The following is a 13,479-nucleotide window of genomic DNA, read 5'->3' on the forward strand; positions in this document are numbered from 1 at the left end:
ACCGCCGCCTGCGGCACGGCACTCTGGGAATTGGAGGGGCGCATGTCTGATCTTCCCCGGAAGGCGGTCACCCGTACCGTCAAGCTGGCCGCTCTGCCGCTCGGCATCGCGGGCCGGGCCACCTGGGGGCTGGGGAAGCGGATCGGCGGCAAGTCGGCGGAGATCGTGGCGCGCGAGATCCAGCAGCGCACCGCCGACCAGCTGTTCCGCACCCTCGGCGAGCTGAAGGGCGGTGCCATGAAGCTGGGGCAGGCGCTCTCCGTCTTCGAGTCGGCCCTGCCGGAGGACTTCGCCGGTCCTTACCGGGCGGCTCTGACCAAGCTTCAGGAGGCGGCGCCGCCGCTGCCCGCGCAGACGGTCCACCAGGTGCTGGCCGAGCGCATGGGGCCGGAATGGCGGGAGTCTTTCCGCGAGTTCGAGGACAAGCCGGCCGCGGCGGCGTCGATCGGCCAGGTGCACCGGGCGGTGTGGCACGACGGCCGGGAGGTGGCCGTCAAAGTGCAGTACCCGGGGGCCGGGGAGGCGTTGCTGTCGGATCTGCGCCAACTGGGGCGGTTCGCGGGGCTGCTGGGGCCGCTGGTGCCGGGGATGGACCTCAAGCCGCTGATCCTGGAGATGCAGGAGCGGGTCGCGGAGGAGCTCGACTACGGCCTGGAGGCCGAGGCGCAGCGGACGCACGCGGAGGCGTTCGAGGACGATCCGGACGTGGTGGTGCCGCGGGTGGTGCACCAGGGCGAGCAGGTGCTGGTGTCGGAATGGCTGGAGGGGACCCCGCTGTCGGAGGTGATATCCGGCGGCACGCAGGAGGAGCGGGACCGTGCCGGGCAGCTGCTGGCCCGGTTCCTCTTCACCGGCCCGGCGCGGACGGGGCTGCTGCACGCGGATCCGCATCCGGGCAACTTCCGGCTCATCGAGGGGGAAGGCGGCCGGCTGCGGCTGGGCGTGCTGGACTTCGGCACGGTCGACCGGCTGCCGGGCGGCTGGCCGGAGCCGATCGGCACCTCCCTGCGGATGACGCTGGAGGACGACGCCGAGGGGATGTACGGGCACCTGCGCGGCGAGGGGTTCGTGCGGGAGTCCATCGAGCTGGACCCGCAGGCGGTGCTGGAGTACCTCAGGCCGATCGTCGAGCCCGTCGAGGCGGAGGAGTTCACCTTCACGCGGTCGTGGCTGCGCGGGCAGGCGGCCCGGATAGCCGATCCGCGTTCCCCCGCGCACCAGTTGGGCCGGCAGATCAACCTGCCGCCGTCGTACCTGCTGATCCACCGGGTGACGTTGAGCACCATCGGGGTGCTGTGCCAGCTCGGGGCGACGGTGCGGCTGCGCGGTGAACTGGAGTCGTGGCTGCCGGGGTTCCTGCCGGAGGAGTGAGCGGGCCGGGGGCGCGTGCGGCGGTCACCACCAGGACGAGTCGAGGCGGCCCTCGATCGCGCGGAGGTTGGCGCGGGCGCAGTCCACGCAGAAGTACTGTCTGGTCCCGTTCTCCACGGAGCAGGTCCAGGTGGGCGGGGCGCCGCCGGGGGACCGTGCGCCGCAGCGCGCGCAGACGGCGGGCTCGGGCTCGGTTCCCGACGGGTCGGGAGGGGGAGTCTGCTGGTCCACCTCCAGACGATATCCCCGGCGCGGCCGCGCGGCACCGCAACGCACCGGGGGGACCGGTCCGTGCGGACCGGTCCCCCCGGAGTGGCCGGTGCGCCGCCGGGGTGGTGGCGGCGCGGCGGCTGCGGTCAGTGCATGACGGCCATGGCGAGGGCCCTGCGGGCGCGCAGCGAGACGCGCTCGGCTCGCCGCTGCATGCGGCGGGCGGCGACCAGGCGCAGGGCGCGACGCTCGGCGTCGGCCTCACGCATCCGGTCGTCCATATGGGCACGGGCCAGGGCTTCTGGGATGAGTTGCATTTCGCGGGTCCTGTTCTGACGCGAGGTGATCGCGCCGGTGGTGGTGAAGTCTGCGGGGGCGGAGCCGTGCGGCTTCTCGCTCGTCGTGTGGGCGGTCATGGGGGCCTGCTTCAGGGGGTCGTGCGTCAGGGGGCGGTCGATGGTTCCGATGGCTTTCATGCCGAGGCAACCGGGTTCTTGCGCGGGCGGCCGCGGGGCCGCTTGCGGGCCACGACCACACCCTGGACGAAGAGCTCGCCGCCCCAGACGCCCCAGGGCTCGCGGCGCTCCAGCGCGCCGGCGAGGCAGGCCTCGACGAGCGGGCAGGTGCGGCAGAGCGACTTCGCGTACTCGACGTCGGCCGGGGACTCGGCGAAGAAGACCTCCGGGTCGTAGGTGCGGCAGGCGACGGGTACGCCGAGGTTCTCGATGGCGTCGTCGAGCGCGGTCAGCGCGGTGAGGGGAGTCAAGGCGGGGTCCTCCGGGACTGCGGGCGGGGAGATCGTCTGGGTCTGCGGTACGGACGGGGCGTGCGCTTCGAGTTGCACGGTGTTTTCTTCCTCGTCTTGTTCGTCTAGTCGTTCCGGCCCGGTTCGGCCGGGGGCGGCTGGTACCTGGTCTTGCCAGTCCCGAGGCTCCTTCGGACTGCCGTCCCCGTTCGGGGACAAACAGAAGGGCCGCGGATCCCGGGTGGGGTTCCGCGGCCCTGAAGGCGCCGGCCTGATCGCTGGATCAGGCTGGATCACTCCAGGGTTCGAGCCCACGGAAGGCCCACATCAGGTGGTGCTGCTGCTTCGTCTGCTTCGTCTTGGATCCGGCACCGGCCGCGGCAAAGCCATAGGCGTGCGCCTGGGCTTCTGCCTTTACTGCCACCGGTGCCTGGGTCGGTCGCTCATTCCGCTCGCTCGCGAGCAGCGCGGCGGGCGCGGCCAGCAGGGCGCGGCTGTCGGCGGAAATCGCGGACAGACCGGTACCCGTGAGCGGGAGGAGCGAGGAGGAGCCGAGGGCGCAGGAAGCGGCGACCGAGCGATCGGTCATTGCGGTGGTGTTGATGAAGCTGGTCACTGGTCTCGCCTCCTCTCGGCGTCTCGGGGACGGGGGCCCGGGGGCCTGTCCCATGCGTATTCGGATAAGTACAGCACAGAGTCGGAGCTTCTCAGAAGCCACCGTTTCCGTTGCTAAGAACCTATGGGGATCCGGCGGGCATGTGCAAACTATTTTTCCGACGAGTTTTCACGCGTCGGCGCCGTCCCCTCCTGCGGGCTCCCTGCCTGCGCAGATGGCCAGGACATCGGCCCCGTACCGGTCGAACTTGCGGCCGCCCACTCCGGGGATCACCGCCAGCTCCCCCGCCTCGCCGGGCGCCGCCTCCGCGATCGCCATCAGCGTCTTGTCGGTGAAGACGCAGTAGGCGGGCAGGCCCTGCCGGCCGGCCTGGATCCCGCGCCACGCGCGCAGCCGCTCGTACAGGCCCTCGTCCATGTCGGTCGGGCAGTCCTCGCAGCGCATCAGCTTCATCTCGCCGGCCTCGGTCAGCGTCCGGCCGCAGACCCGGCAGCGTACGGGCCCGCGGCGCGCCCGCCCGCGGGCCGGGCCGCGCTCCACGCCCGCTCCGCCGCCGCCTCCGAGGCGGGAGGCACGACCTCCGGAGCCGGGGCGCAGGCCGTTCAGGAAGCGGCTGGGCACACGGGAGGGCCGGCCGCCCGGGGAGCGCGAGAGGGCCCAGGAGAGGTTCAGGTGGTGGCGCGCGCGGGTGACTCCGACGTAGAGGAGGCGGCGCTCCTCCTCGACCTGCTCGTCGGTCTTGGCGTAGGTGATGGGCAGCATGCCGTCGGTGAGGCCGACGAGGAAGACCGCGTCCCACTCCAGGCCCTTCGCCGCGTGCAGCGAGGCCAGGGTGACGCCCTGGACGGTCGGGGCGTGCTGCGCGGCCCTGCGCTCCTCCAGCTCGACGGCGAGGTCCGCAAGGGTCGCCCCGGGCCGGGCGCGGGCGAAGTCCTCGGCGAGGGCGACCAGCGCGGCCAGGGACTCCCACTGCTCGCGGACGGCCCCCGAGCCGGCGGGCGGCTCGGGGCTCCAGCCGGTGGAGCCGAGGACGGCGCGGACCTGGGCGCCGAGCTCGACGACGTCGTCGAGGAGGGGGTCGTTGCCGGCGGAGCGGGCGGCGCCGCGCAGGGCGAGCAGCGCCCTCTGCACCTCGGCCCGCTCGAAGAACCGCTCGGCGCCGCGCAGCTGGTAGGGGACGCCGGCGTCGGCGAGGGCCTGCTCGTAGACCTCGGACTGGGCGTTGATGCGGAAGAGCACGGCGATCTCGCCGGCGGGCACGCCGGCGGCGATGAGCTCGCGGATCCGGGCGGCGGTGCCCTCGGCCTCGGCGGGCTCGTCGGCGTACTCGGCGTAGACCGGGTCGGGGCCGGGCTCGCGCTGGGAGACCAGTTCGAGGCGGTGGTCGGCGGCCCGGCCGCTCGCCTGGGCCAGCAGCCCGTTCGCGAGGTGGACGACCTGCGGGGTGGAGCGGTAGTCGCGGACCAGCTTCACGACGGTGGCGTGCGGATAGCGGCGGCGGAAGTCCAGCAGGTGGTCGGGGGTGGCCCCGGTGAAGGAGTAGATGGTCTGGCTGGCGTCGCCCACGACGCACAGGCTGTCGCGGTCGCCGAGCCACAGCTCCAGCAGCCGCTGCTGGAGGGGGCTGACGTCCTGGTACTCGTCGACGACGAAGTGCTGGTACTGGCTGCGGACCTGCTCGGCGATGTCGTGGCGGTCCTGGAGGATGCCCACGGTCAGCAGCAGCACGTCCTCGAAGTCGATCAGGACGCGGTCGCGTTTGAGCTGCTCGTACATCCCGTACAGCTGGGCGATCTCGGCCGGGTCGCGGGGGGCCTCGCGGCCCGCCTTGAGGGCGGCCGCCGGGTAGTCGGCGGGGACGGTCTGGGTGACCTTCGCCCACTCGATCTCGCCGGTCGCGTCGCGCAGCTCGCCGCGGTCGAGGCGGATGCCGCAGCGGGCGCCGGCCTCGGCGACGAGCTGCACCTTCCGCTCGACGAGGCGGGGCAGGTCCCCGCCGATCGCCCGCGGCCAGAAGTACTGGAGCTGGCGCAGGGCGGCCGAGTGGAAGGTCCGCGCCTGGACCCCGCCCGCGCCGAGGGTCCGCAGCCGGCCGCGCATCTCGCCGGCCGCCCGGTTGGTGAAGGTGACGGCCAGCACACTGGCCGGGGCGAGCTGCCCGGACCGGACGCCGTAGGCGATGCGGTGGGTGATCGCCCGGGTCTTGCCGGTACCGGCTCCGGCCAGCACGCACACCGGTCCGCGCAGGGTCGTGGCGACCTCGCGCTGCTCCGGGTCCAGGCCCTGGAGCACCGCGTCGGCCGGGCCGTCGGGCCCCCCGGCGGCGGAAGGGAAGGACGGGAAGGGCGTTGCTGCTGTCACCCCGCCATGCTGCCAGGTCTGCCGGGGCCGGCGGGATCCGCGGTCCACAGGGGGGCCGCCGCGGTCGTACTTGACGTACCGGGCGCCCCGCGGGTGCGGGAATGGCTCCGCGGTCCCGTACGTTCGAGTACTCGGACCACCCAGGCCCCCACCCCACGAAGGAGCGCAGCATGCAGGACACGGGTTCCGTGACGATGTACAGCACGACCTGGTGCGGCTACTGCCGCCGGCTGAAGAGCCAGCTGGACCGGGAAGGCATCGCGTACAACGAGATCAACATCGAGCTGGACCCGGAGTCCGCGGCGTTCGTCGAGAAGGCGAACGGCGGGAACCAGACCGTCCCGACCGTGCTCGTCGTCTCGCCCGCCGGCACCGAGTCGGTCATGACGAACCCGAGCCTGGCCCAGGTGCAGCAGGCGCTCGCCGTCTGACCGCGGCCCCCGTCCCGGGGACGGGGCCGTTGCGGCCCTGTGTGCGGAAGGCCCCCGCCGTCGCCGGCGGGGGCCTTCGCGCGTCCGCGGGCGGGGCGGTCACGCGGTGTGCGCGAGCGGCCGCGGCAGCGGCTTGCCGTACCAGCGCTCGACCAGCCGGGCCGCGATGGAGATGCCCGACGGGGGCAGCACCTCGCCCGACTCGATCGCCTGCCGCAGGTCCTCCCGGGAGAACCAGCGGGCTTCCTCGATCTCCTCGCCGTCGACGGCTATCTCCGAGGAGACGGCGCGTGCGGTGAAGCCCAGCATCAGGCTGTACGGGAACGGCCAGGGCTGGCTGGCGACGTACTCGACCGCGCCGACCCGGACGCCGACCTCCTCCCAGACCTCCCGGACCACCGACTGCTCTATCGACTCGCCGGGCTCCACGAAGCCGGCCAGCGTGGAGAAGCGCCCCTCCGGCCAGTGGACCTGCCGGCCCAGCAGCGCCCGGTCCTGCCCGTCGGTGACCAGCATGATCACCGCCGGGTCGGTGCGGGGGTAGTGCTCGGCGCCGCAGCCGGGGCAGCGGCGGATGTGCCCGGCGGCCGCGACGACGGTGCGCTCGCCGCAGCGGGAGCAGAAGCGGTGCATCCGCTGCCAGTTCTCCAGGGCGACGGCGTGGACCATCAGGCTCGCGTCGCGCGGCGACAGCAGCATCCCGGCCTCGCGCAGGCCGGCGGGGCGGGCCGACTGGTCCATGCGGCCGGGCAGGGAGTCCTTCTGGAGCGCGAAGTACCGCACGCCGTCGTCGTCGGTGCCCAGGAAGTAGCGGTGCGTCTCGGTGAGCGGCGCCTCGAAGGCCGGGGTCATGACGATGCCGGTGCCCCCGTCGGGGGTGTCGTCGATCAGGACCTGGCCGCCGGAGACCACGAAGACCCGCGTCGTCGGGTGGCTCCAGGCGGCGGCGAGCCAGGCCTCGTCGAGGCGGTGGTGCGCGGCGCGGTCGATGCCGCCGGGCTCGGCGAGCGTGATCGGGTGCTCGGTGTGGGTGCTCACAGGTGCTTCCAATTCCCCCGGGGCGTGGTCGGGCAGGCTGGGTGACGCGTGACTCGTGCGGCTCTTGGGTGCGGTGCGGTGCGGTTGCGGTGCGCGGCCCCGGCAGCGGGGAGGCACGCGGGCGCGCCGTTTCAGGCGGTGGGCCTCCAGTGGGCGGCGAGGTCGGTCCACAGGTGGGCGGCGGTCTCGACGCCCTTGAGGAGCAGGTCGAGCTCGACCTTTTCGTTCGGCGCGTGCCAGCCGTCCGACGGCACGGAGATGCCGAGGAACAGCACGGGCGCACCGAGGACGTCCTGGAGGTCGGCGGCGGGCCCGGAGCCGCCCTCGCGGGTGAAGCGGACCTTCTCGCCGAAGGCGCGCTCCATGGCGCGGACAACGGACCGCAGCGCCGGGTGGTCGAGCGGGGTCAGGCAGGGCCGGGTCGGGGCGCCGAAGACGAGGGAGTGGCGGATGCCGTCGGGGACGCGGGCCGCGACCCAGTCCCGCACGGCGGCCTCGATCTCGTACGGGTCCTGCCCGGACACCAGGCGGAACGACAGCTTCAGGTGGGCGGAGGCGGGGACGATGGTCTTGCCGCCGGGGCCCTGGTAGCCGCCGCCGATGCCGTTGACCTCGGCGGTGGGGCGGGCCCAGACGCGCTCCAGCGTCGAGTAGCCCTTCTCGCCGGCCGCGGCGTGCGACTTGGCGGTGCGCAGCCACTCGTCCTCGTCGAACGGCAGCTCGGCGATCAGCTGCCGCTCCTCGTCCGTCAGCTCGGCGACGTTGTCGTAGAAGCCGGGGATGGCGACCTTCTCGTCGTCGTCGTGCAGCGCGGCGACGAGGCGGGCGGCGACGGTGGCCGGGTTGGGCACCGCCCCGCCGAAGGCCCCGGAGTGGATGTCCTGGTCGGGGCCGTGCAGGTCGATCTCGCAGTCGGCGACGCCGCGCATGCCCGTGCAGACGGTCGGGGTGGTCTCGGACCACATGCCGGTGTCGGAGACGATGACGACGTCGGCGGCGAGCCGGGCGGCCTCGCGCTCGACGAGGGCCCGGAAGTGCGCCGATCCGGACTCCTCCTCGCCCTCGATCAGCAGCTTCAGGTGGACGGCGGGCGCGTCGGCGCCGGTGGCGGCGAGGTGTGCGCGGACGCCGAGCGTGTGGAAGAACACCTGGCCCTTGTCGTCGGCGGCGCCCCGGGCGTACATGCGGCCGTCCTTGACGACGGGTTCGAACGGCTCGGTGTGCCAGCCGTCGGCGAGCTCGGCGGGCTGCACGTCGTGGTGGCCGTAGACCAGCACGGTGGGCGCCCCGGGGTCGTCACTGGGCCATTCGGCGAACACGGCGGGTGCGCCGGGGGTCTCCCACACCTCGGCCACGGGGAAACCGGTCTTCGCGAGGTGGGCGGCGAGCCACTCGGCGCTGCGCCGTACGTCGTCCGCGTGCGCCGGCTGGGCGGAGACCGACGGGATGCGCAGCCACTCGGCGAGGTCGTCGAGGAAGGCGTCGCGGTGGGTGTCGATGTACGCGCGGACGACGTTGTCCGCCGGGGTTTCGCTCATGTCCACGAGCCTATCCGCCCGCCCGGCGGCCGCCGCCCGGGCCCGTTCCGCCTTGGAGGATCCGCTCAAGGCGGGCCCGGCCGGGCAGGTTGCGGGGCCGGATGACGCGGCCGCTGCGGACGTGCAGGAACGCGGCGGACACCCGGCGCAGCGGGGTGCCGGTGGTCTCCGCCCAGGCGAGGCGGTACACGGCGAGCTGGAGGGGGTCGGCGTCGGTGCCGCGGCCGGTCTTCCAGTCGACGATCTCGTACGCGTACGGGGAGCCGGCGGGGGCGCGGTAGACGGCGTCGATCCGGCCGCGGACGACCCGCCCGGCGAGCGTGACCTGGACGGGCACCTCCAGGCGGTGCGGGACGCGCTCGGCGTACGGGCTCCGCTCGAAGGCCTCCTTGAGGGCGGCGAGGTCGGCCTCGTCGGCGACCTCCTGGTCGGAGCCGGGGAGGTCGGCCGCGGGGTCGAGGACGTCGAGGAAGGGCAGCGGGAGCTCGGTGAAGCGGGACTCCACCCACGCGTGGAAGCGGGTGCCCTGGCGGGCGGCGGGCTGCGGCGGCCGGGGCATGGGGCGGGCCAGGTCGCGGGCGAACCCCTGTTCGTCGGCGGCGAGGCGGAGCAGCTGGCTCGCGGAGAGCGAGGCGGGCAGCTCGACGTCGCGGACGGCGGCGCGGGACCGGCGCAGCTCGCCCTCCAGGGCGTCGAGGTCCCGGTCCCAGGAGGCGACGGCCCGCGCCTCCTCTGGGCTGAGCCCGGCCTCCGCGTGCCCGGGCCCCCCGCCGGAGCCGCCGCGGCGGGCAGCGGGCACGGCCCGCCCGGGCACGCCGGACCCCCGGCCCCCGGCGGCCTGCGACCTCCCGCCGGGGCAGGCCGACGGGCCGTCGGCCGACTCGGCGGGCGCACCGCCGGACGGCGCGGCCGTCGCCGGAACGGCCGGTCCGGGCCACTCCTCGGGCCACAGGTCGTCCGCCGGGGCGGCAGGGTGCACGGCAGCGGCCCCCGACCCGGACGGGGGGCCGGGCACCGCCACGGGCGCGGGCAGGTAGGGGTCCGCCTCCGGCCGCGCGGCCGCCCACTCCTCGGGCCACAGGTCGTCCGCCGGGGCGGCAGGGTGCACGACGGGCGCGGACCCGGTCGCGCGGCCCAGCGGTGCCGCGGGCGCGGAAAGGCCGGTGTCCGCCTCCGGCCGCGCGTCGTCGGCCGGGGCGGCGGCCCAGTCCTCGGGCCACAGGTCGGCACGCTCGTCCGCCGTTTCGGCGGGCCACAGGGGCGGTTCTGGTTCCGGTTCCGTACGGGGGGTGCGGGCGGCGGCGGACAGGTGGGATTCCACCAGGGCCGCGGCCCTGCGCCGCATCTCGAGGGAGTTCCGGTCCAGCGGCAGCGGCCAGGCGTGCTCCGCCTCCTTCGCCGCCGTCAGGGACGGGTTCTCCTCCCCCGGTTCCGGTTCGGGGGCCCAGACCTCGATCTCGCCGTGCCCCGCGGCGCAGTGCGCGTACAGCGCCTCGAGGAACGGCGACGGCCCCCGCGGCTTCTTCTGCGACGGCCCCCACCAGTGCCCGGACGCGAGCAGCAGGGACCGCGGGCGGGTGAAGGTGACGTAGCCGAGGCGCAGCTCCTCGACCGCCTTGTGCTCCTTCAGCGCCGCCTTGAACGACTTCAGGCCCGCCGAGGTCCACTCGGGGTCCCCGGGCAGGGTGGCCGCGTCGCCGCGCAGCGCGTACGGGAGGACCTTCGCGTACGAGGTCCACGCCTCCGGCGGCTTCTGCTTCGGGAAGGAACCCGCGCACAGGTCGGGTACGGCGACGACGTCCCACTCCAGGCCCTTGGACTTGTGGGCGGTGAGGACCTTCACCGTGTTCTCCCCGCCGGGCAGGGCGTGGTCGAGGCCCTTCTCGTACTGGACGGCGGTCCGCAGGAACCCGAGGAAGGCCAGCAGGGAGGCCTCGCCGTCGAGGGAGGCGAAGCCGGCCGCGACGTCGAGGAACGACGACAGGGTCTCGCGGCGGCGCGCGGCCAGGGCGTGCGGGGAGGCCGACAGCTCGACGTCGAGGCCGGTCGCGGCCAGCACCCGGTGCAGGACGTCCATCAGCGGGTCGGCGAGGGAGCGCCGCAGGTCGCGCAGCTCCTGCGCCAGGTGGGCGAAGCGGACGCGGGCGTCGGCGGAGAACGGCAGCCCGTCGTCCCCGGCGGAGCCGCCTGCGCCGCCCTGGCCGTCGAGGAAGGTGTCGAGGGCGTCGGCCAGCGAGACGACCTCGGCCGGGTCGACCCCCTCCACGGCGGCGGCGAGCCGCCCGTCCGGGTCGGCCTCGCCGCGCGCCCGGCCGACGAGCAGGCGGGCGCGCCGGCCCAGCAGTGCCAGGTCGCGGGCGCCGATGCGCCAGCGCGGGCCGATCAGCAGCCGGACGAGGGAGGCGTTGGCGCCCGGGTCCTGGAGCACCTCGCAGACGGCGATCAGGTCGGCGACCTCGGGCAGGTGGAGCAGTCCCGACAGCCCGACGACCTCGACGGGCACCTCGCGGGCCGCGAGCGCGGCCTGGATCTGCGCGAAGTCCCCGGCGGACCGGCACAGCACGGCGATGTCCCGGGGCTCGGTGCCGGTGCGGACCAGGTGGGCGACGGAGTCGCCGAGCCAGTCGAGCTCCTCTGCGTGCGTGGCGTGCAGCGCGCAGCGCACGGACCCGGCCTGCTCCTCCCCCGGTGCGGGCCGCAGCGCCTCGACGCCTTCGTGCATGGCGCGCAGGGGGGCGGCGAGCCCGTTGGCGAGGTCGAGGAGGCGGCCGCCGCTGCGCCGGTTCTCGCTGAGGGAGAAGCGGGTGGCGGGGGTGCCGTCGGCGTGCGGGAAGTGCTCGGGGAAGTCGTCGAGGTTGGCGACGGAGGCGCCGCGCCAGCCGTAGATGGCCTGGCAGGGGTCGCCGACGGCGGTGACGGCGTGCCCGGTGCCGCCGCCGAACAGCCCGGACAGCAGCAGCCGCTGCGCGACGGAGGTGTCCTGGTACTCGTCCAGGAGGACGACGCGGAACTCGTCGCGCAGCAGCGCCCCGACCTCGGGCCGGGTGGTGGCGAGCTCCGCGCACAGGGCTATCTGGTCGCTGAAGTCGAGGAGGTCGCGGGAGCGTTTGGCGGCGCGGTAGCGCTCGGTCAGCTCCAGCAGTTCGAGGCGGCCGCGGACGGCCTCCGGGACCTTGCGGAGGTCCTCGTTGGTCAGGCGGGTGCCGGCCAGTTCGTCGAGGAGCGCGGTGTCGTACGCGCGCAGCCGGTCGGGGGCGACGAGGTGCTCGGAGAGCTCGCCGTCGAGGGCGAGGAGGTCGCTGACCAGGTCGGGCAGCGATTTGGTGAGCGCCGGGTAGGGGCCGGGCGCCTCGCGCAGGACGCGGGCGGCGAGCTGGAAGCGGGTGGCGTCGGCGAGGAGGCGGGCGCTGGGCTCCAGGCCGATGCGCAGGCCGTGGTCCTTCAGGAGCTGGCCGGCGAAGGCGTGGTAGGTGGAGATGCGGGGCTCGCCGCCGGCGGCTTCGGAGCCCGCGGCGTCCGGTGCCGGGTCGGGGTCGGTGACGCCGGCGCGGGCGAGGGCGGTCCGGACGCGTTCGGCGAGCTCGCCGGCGGCCTTGTTGGTGAAGGTGAGGCCGAGGACCTCGCCGGGTGCGACCGTGCCCGTGCCGACCAGCCAGACCACGCGGGCGGCCATGACGGTCGTCTTGCCTGATCCGGCGCCGGCCACGATGACCTGCGGGGCGGGCGGCGCGGTGATGCAGTCCAGCTGTTCGGGGGTGAACGGGATGCCGAGGAGCTCCTTGAGCTGCTCGGGGTCGGTGAGGGGGGACGGGCGCGCGGACACCCGGAAAGGCTAGCCGTCCGGGCCGACACCGCCCGCGACCCGGCTCACACCGCCGGGTGCGGGCGGCCGGGTACGGGGCGCCGCGGACCGGCTGCGCGACGGGCGCCGGGGCGGGTCCGGGAGGCGCGGGGGCCGTGTCCCGCCGCGGGTGACGGCACGGTGCGGCCGGTGGACGGCGGCGGGCCGGGGGCTCGCGCGGCCTGCGCGGCCGGGGCGGGCTGTGCGGCAGCTCACTCCACGGTCTGGCGGCCCTCGGGGCGCGCGCTGCACGAGCTGCGGAAGGAGCAGTGGTCGCAGTGCCGGCCGGGGGCGGGGGCGAAGCGCTCGTCCAGGACCCGCCCGGCGGCCGTGGCCAGCAGCTCCCCGACCCACTCGCCGGACGGCCCGGGCGGCAGCGCCTCCTGCGCCTGCACCTTGGGCGCGGTGTCGCCGCCGTCGCGCTTGGCGGCGCCCTGCCGCAGGTGGACGAGCTCGGCGCCGCCGGGTTCGGGGCGCAGCCCGTCGAAGACCTCGTCGACGGCGCCCTCGCGGACGGCGAGCTGGTAGACGGCGAGCTGCGGGTGGCGGGCCACCTCGTCGCCGGTCGGCGCCGCCTTGCCGGTCTTGAAGTCGACGACGTACGCCCGCCCCTGCGGGTCCGCCTCGACGCGGTCCATGGAGCCCCGGATCCGGACGGCGTACTCGCCCGCTTCGAGCGTGACGTCGAAGTCGTGCTCCGTGGCGACGGCCTCCCGGCCCCCGCGGTCGGTGGTGTGCCAGCGCAGGAAGCGCTCCAGCGCGGCGCGGGCGCTGTCCTTCTCCTGGCGGGACTTCCAGGGGGCGTCGAAGGCGAGGGCGTCCCAGACGGAGTCGAGGCGCTCCATGAGGACGGCCAGGTCGGCGGGGGTGCGGCCGGAGGCGACCTCGTCGGCGAGGACGTGGACGACGTTGCCGAAGCCCTGGGCGGCGGTGGCCGGGGTGTCGGCCTTGACCTCGCGGCCGAGGAACCACTGCAGGGAGCACGTGTTGGCGAGCTGGTCCAGGGCGCTGCCGGAGAGGGCGACGGGCCGGCTGCGGTCGCGCAGCGGCACCCGGCTGCGGGTGGGCTCGTACAGGCCCCACCAGCGCTGCGGGTGCGCGGCGGGCACCAGCGGCCGGCCGTCCTCGTCGGTGAGCGCGGCGAGGCGGGCGAGGCGGCGCGCGGCGGCGTCGCGCAGCGCGGGCGAGGCGGCGGGGTCGACGGTGGTGGCGCGCAGCTCGGCGACGAGCGCCGGGACGGCGAGGGGGCGGCTCGTACAGGCCCCACCAGCGCTGCGGGTGCGCGGCGGGCACCAGCGGCCGGCCGTCCTCGTCGGTGAGCGCGGCGA

11 protein-coding genes are annotated in these 13,479 nt (G+C 75.1%); 2 read left to right on the forward strand and 9 right to left on the reverse strand.

The window, feature by feature from the left end:
• Positions 1–42: 42 nt before the first annotated feature.
• Positions 43–1,371: an AarF/ABC1/UbiB kinase family protein gene (locus EF903_RS17210; protein ID WP_125544122.1), complete on the forward strand. Its 1,329-nt coding sequence runs from the start codon at positions 43–45 to the stop codon at positions 1,369–1,371.
• Between the two features lie 24 nt (positions 1,372–1,395).
• On the opposite strand, the gene EF903_RS17215 is transcribed toward EF903_RS17210, so the two are convergent.
• From EF903_RS17215 to EF903_RS17235, 5 genes are all read right to left on the reverse strand, one after another.
• Positions 1,396–1,602, reverse strand: coding sequence for a hypothetical protein (locus tag EF903_RS17215; protein ID WP_125544123.1), 207 nt, complete (start codon positions 1,600–1,602; stop codon positions 1,396–1,398).
• A 125-nt stretch (positions 1,603–1,727) separates the two neighbouring features.
• On the reverse strand, positions 1,728–2,057 hold the full coding sequence (locus EF903_RS17220) for a hypothetical protein (protein ID WP_125544124.1): 330 nt from the start codon (positions 2,055–2,057) through the stop codon (positions 1,728–1,730).
• A complete protein-coding gene (locus EF903_RS17225; protein WP_125544125.1) occupies positions 2,054–2,425 on the reverse strand; it encodes a WhiB family transcriptional regulator in 372 nt (123 codons plus the stop codon). Before EF903_RS17225 ends, EF903_RS17220 begins: the two co-directional genes overlap by 4 nt.
• Before the next feature lie 184 nt (positions 2,426–2,609).
• Positions 2,610–2,942, reverse strand: a complete 333-nt coding sequence (locus EF903_RS17230) for a hypothetical protein (RefSeq protein WP_125544126.1) — start codon at positions 2,940–2,942, stop codon at positions 2,610–2,612.
• Positions 2,943–3,110: 168 nt separating this feature from the next.
• On the reverse strand, positions 3,111–5,303 hold the full coding sequence (locus EF903_RS17235) for an ATP-dependent DNA helicase UvrD2 (protein WP_185902702.1): 2,193 nt from the start codon (positions 5,301–5,303) through the stop codon (positions 3,111–3,113).
• Between the two features lie 170 nt (positions 5,304–5,473).
• On the opposite strand from EF903_RS17235, the gene EF903_RS17240 reads away from it, so the two are divergent.
• Entirely contained in the window at positions 5,474–5,734 is a 261-nt protein-coding gene (locus tag EF903_RS17240) for a glutaredoxin domain-containing protein (protein ID WP_114054058.1), read from the forward strand.
• Positions 5,735–5,833: 99 nt separating this feature from the next.
• Here EF903_RS17240 and nudC read toward each other — a convergent pair whose 3' ends face one another.
• From nudC to EF903_RS17260, 4 genes are all read right to left on the reverse strand, one after another.
• Positions 5,834–6,784 (reverse strand): NAD(+) diphosphatase, encoded by a 951-nt coding sequence (nudC, locus tag EF903_RS17245; protein ID WP_399421064.1) that lies wholly within the window; start codon positions 6,782–6,784, stop codon positions 5,834–5,836.
• 119 nt (positions 6,785–6,903) lie between these two features.
• Positions 6,904–8,310: a dipeptidase gene (locus EF903_RS17250; RefSeq protein WP_125544129.1), complete on the reverse strand. Its 1,407-nt coding sequence runs from the start codon at positions 8,308–8,310 to the stop codon at positions 6,904–6,906.
• A gap of 10 nt (positions 8,311–8,320) precedes the next feature.
• Positions 8,321–12,133, reverse strand: a complete 3,813-nt coding sequence (locus EF903_RS17255; protein ID WP_125544130.1) for an ATP-dependent DNA helicase — start codon at positions 12,131–12,133, stop codon at positions 8,321–8,323.
• Positions 12,134–12,363: 230 nt separating this feature from the next.
• Positions 12,364–13,479: PD-(D/E)XK nuclease family protein (locus EF903_RS17260; RefSeq protein ID WP_148142527.1), on the reverse strand; the 1,116-nt coding region annotated here is incomplete at its 5' end.

The organism is Streptomyces sp. WAC05292, assembly GCF_003949955.1.
Classification (GTDB): domain Bacteria; phylum Actinomycetota; class Actinomycetes; order Streptomycetales; family Streptomycetaceae; genus Streptomyces; species Streptomyces globosus.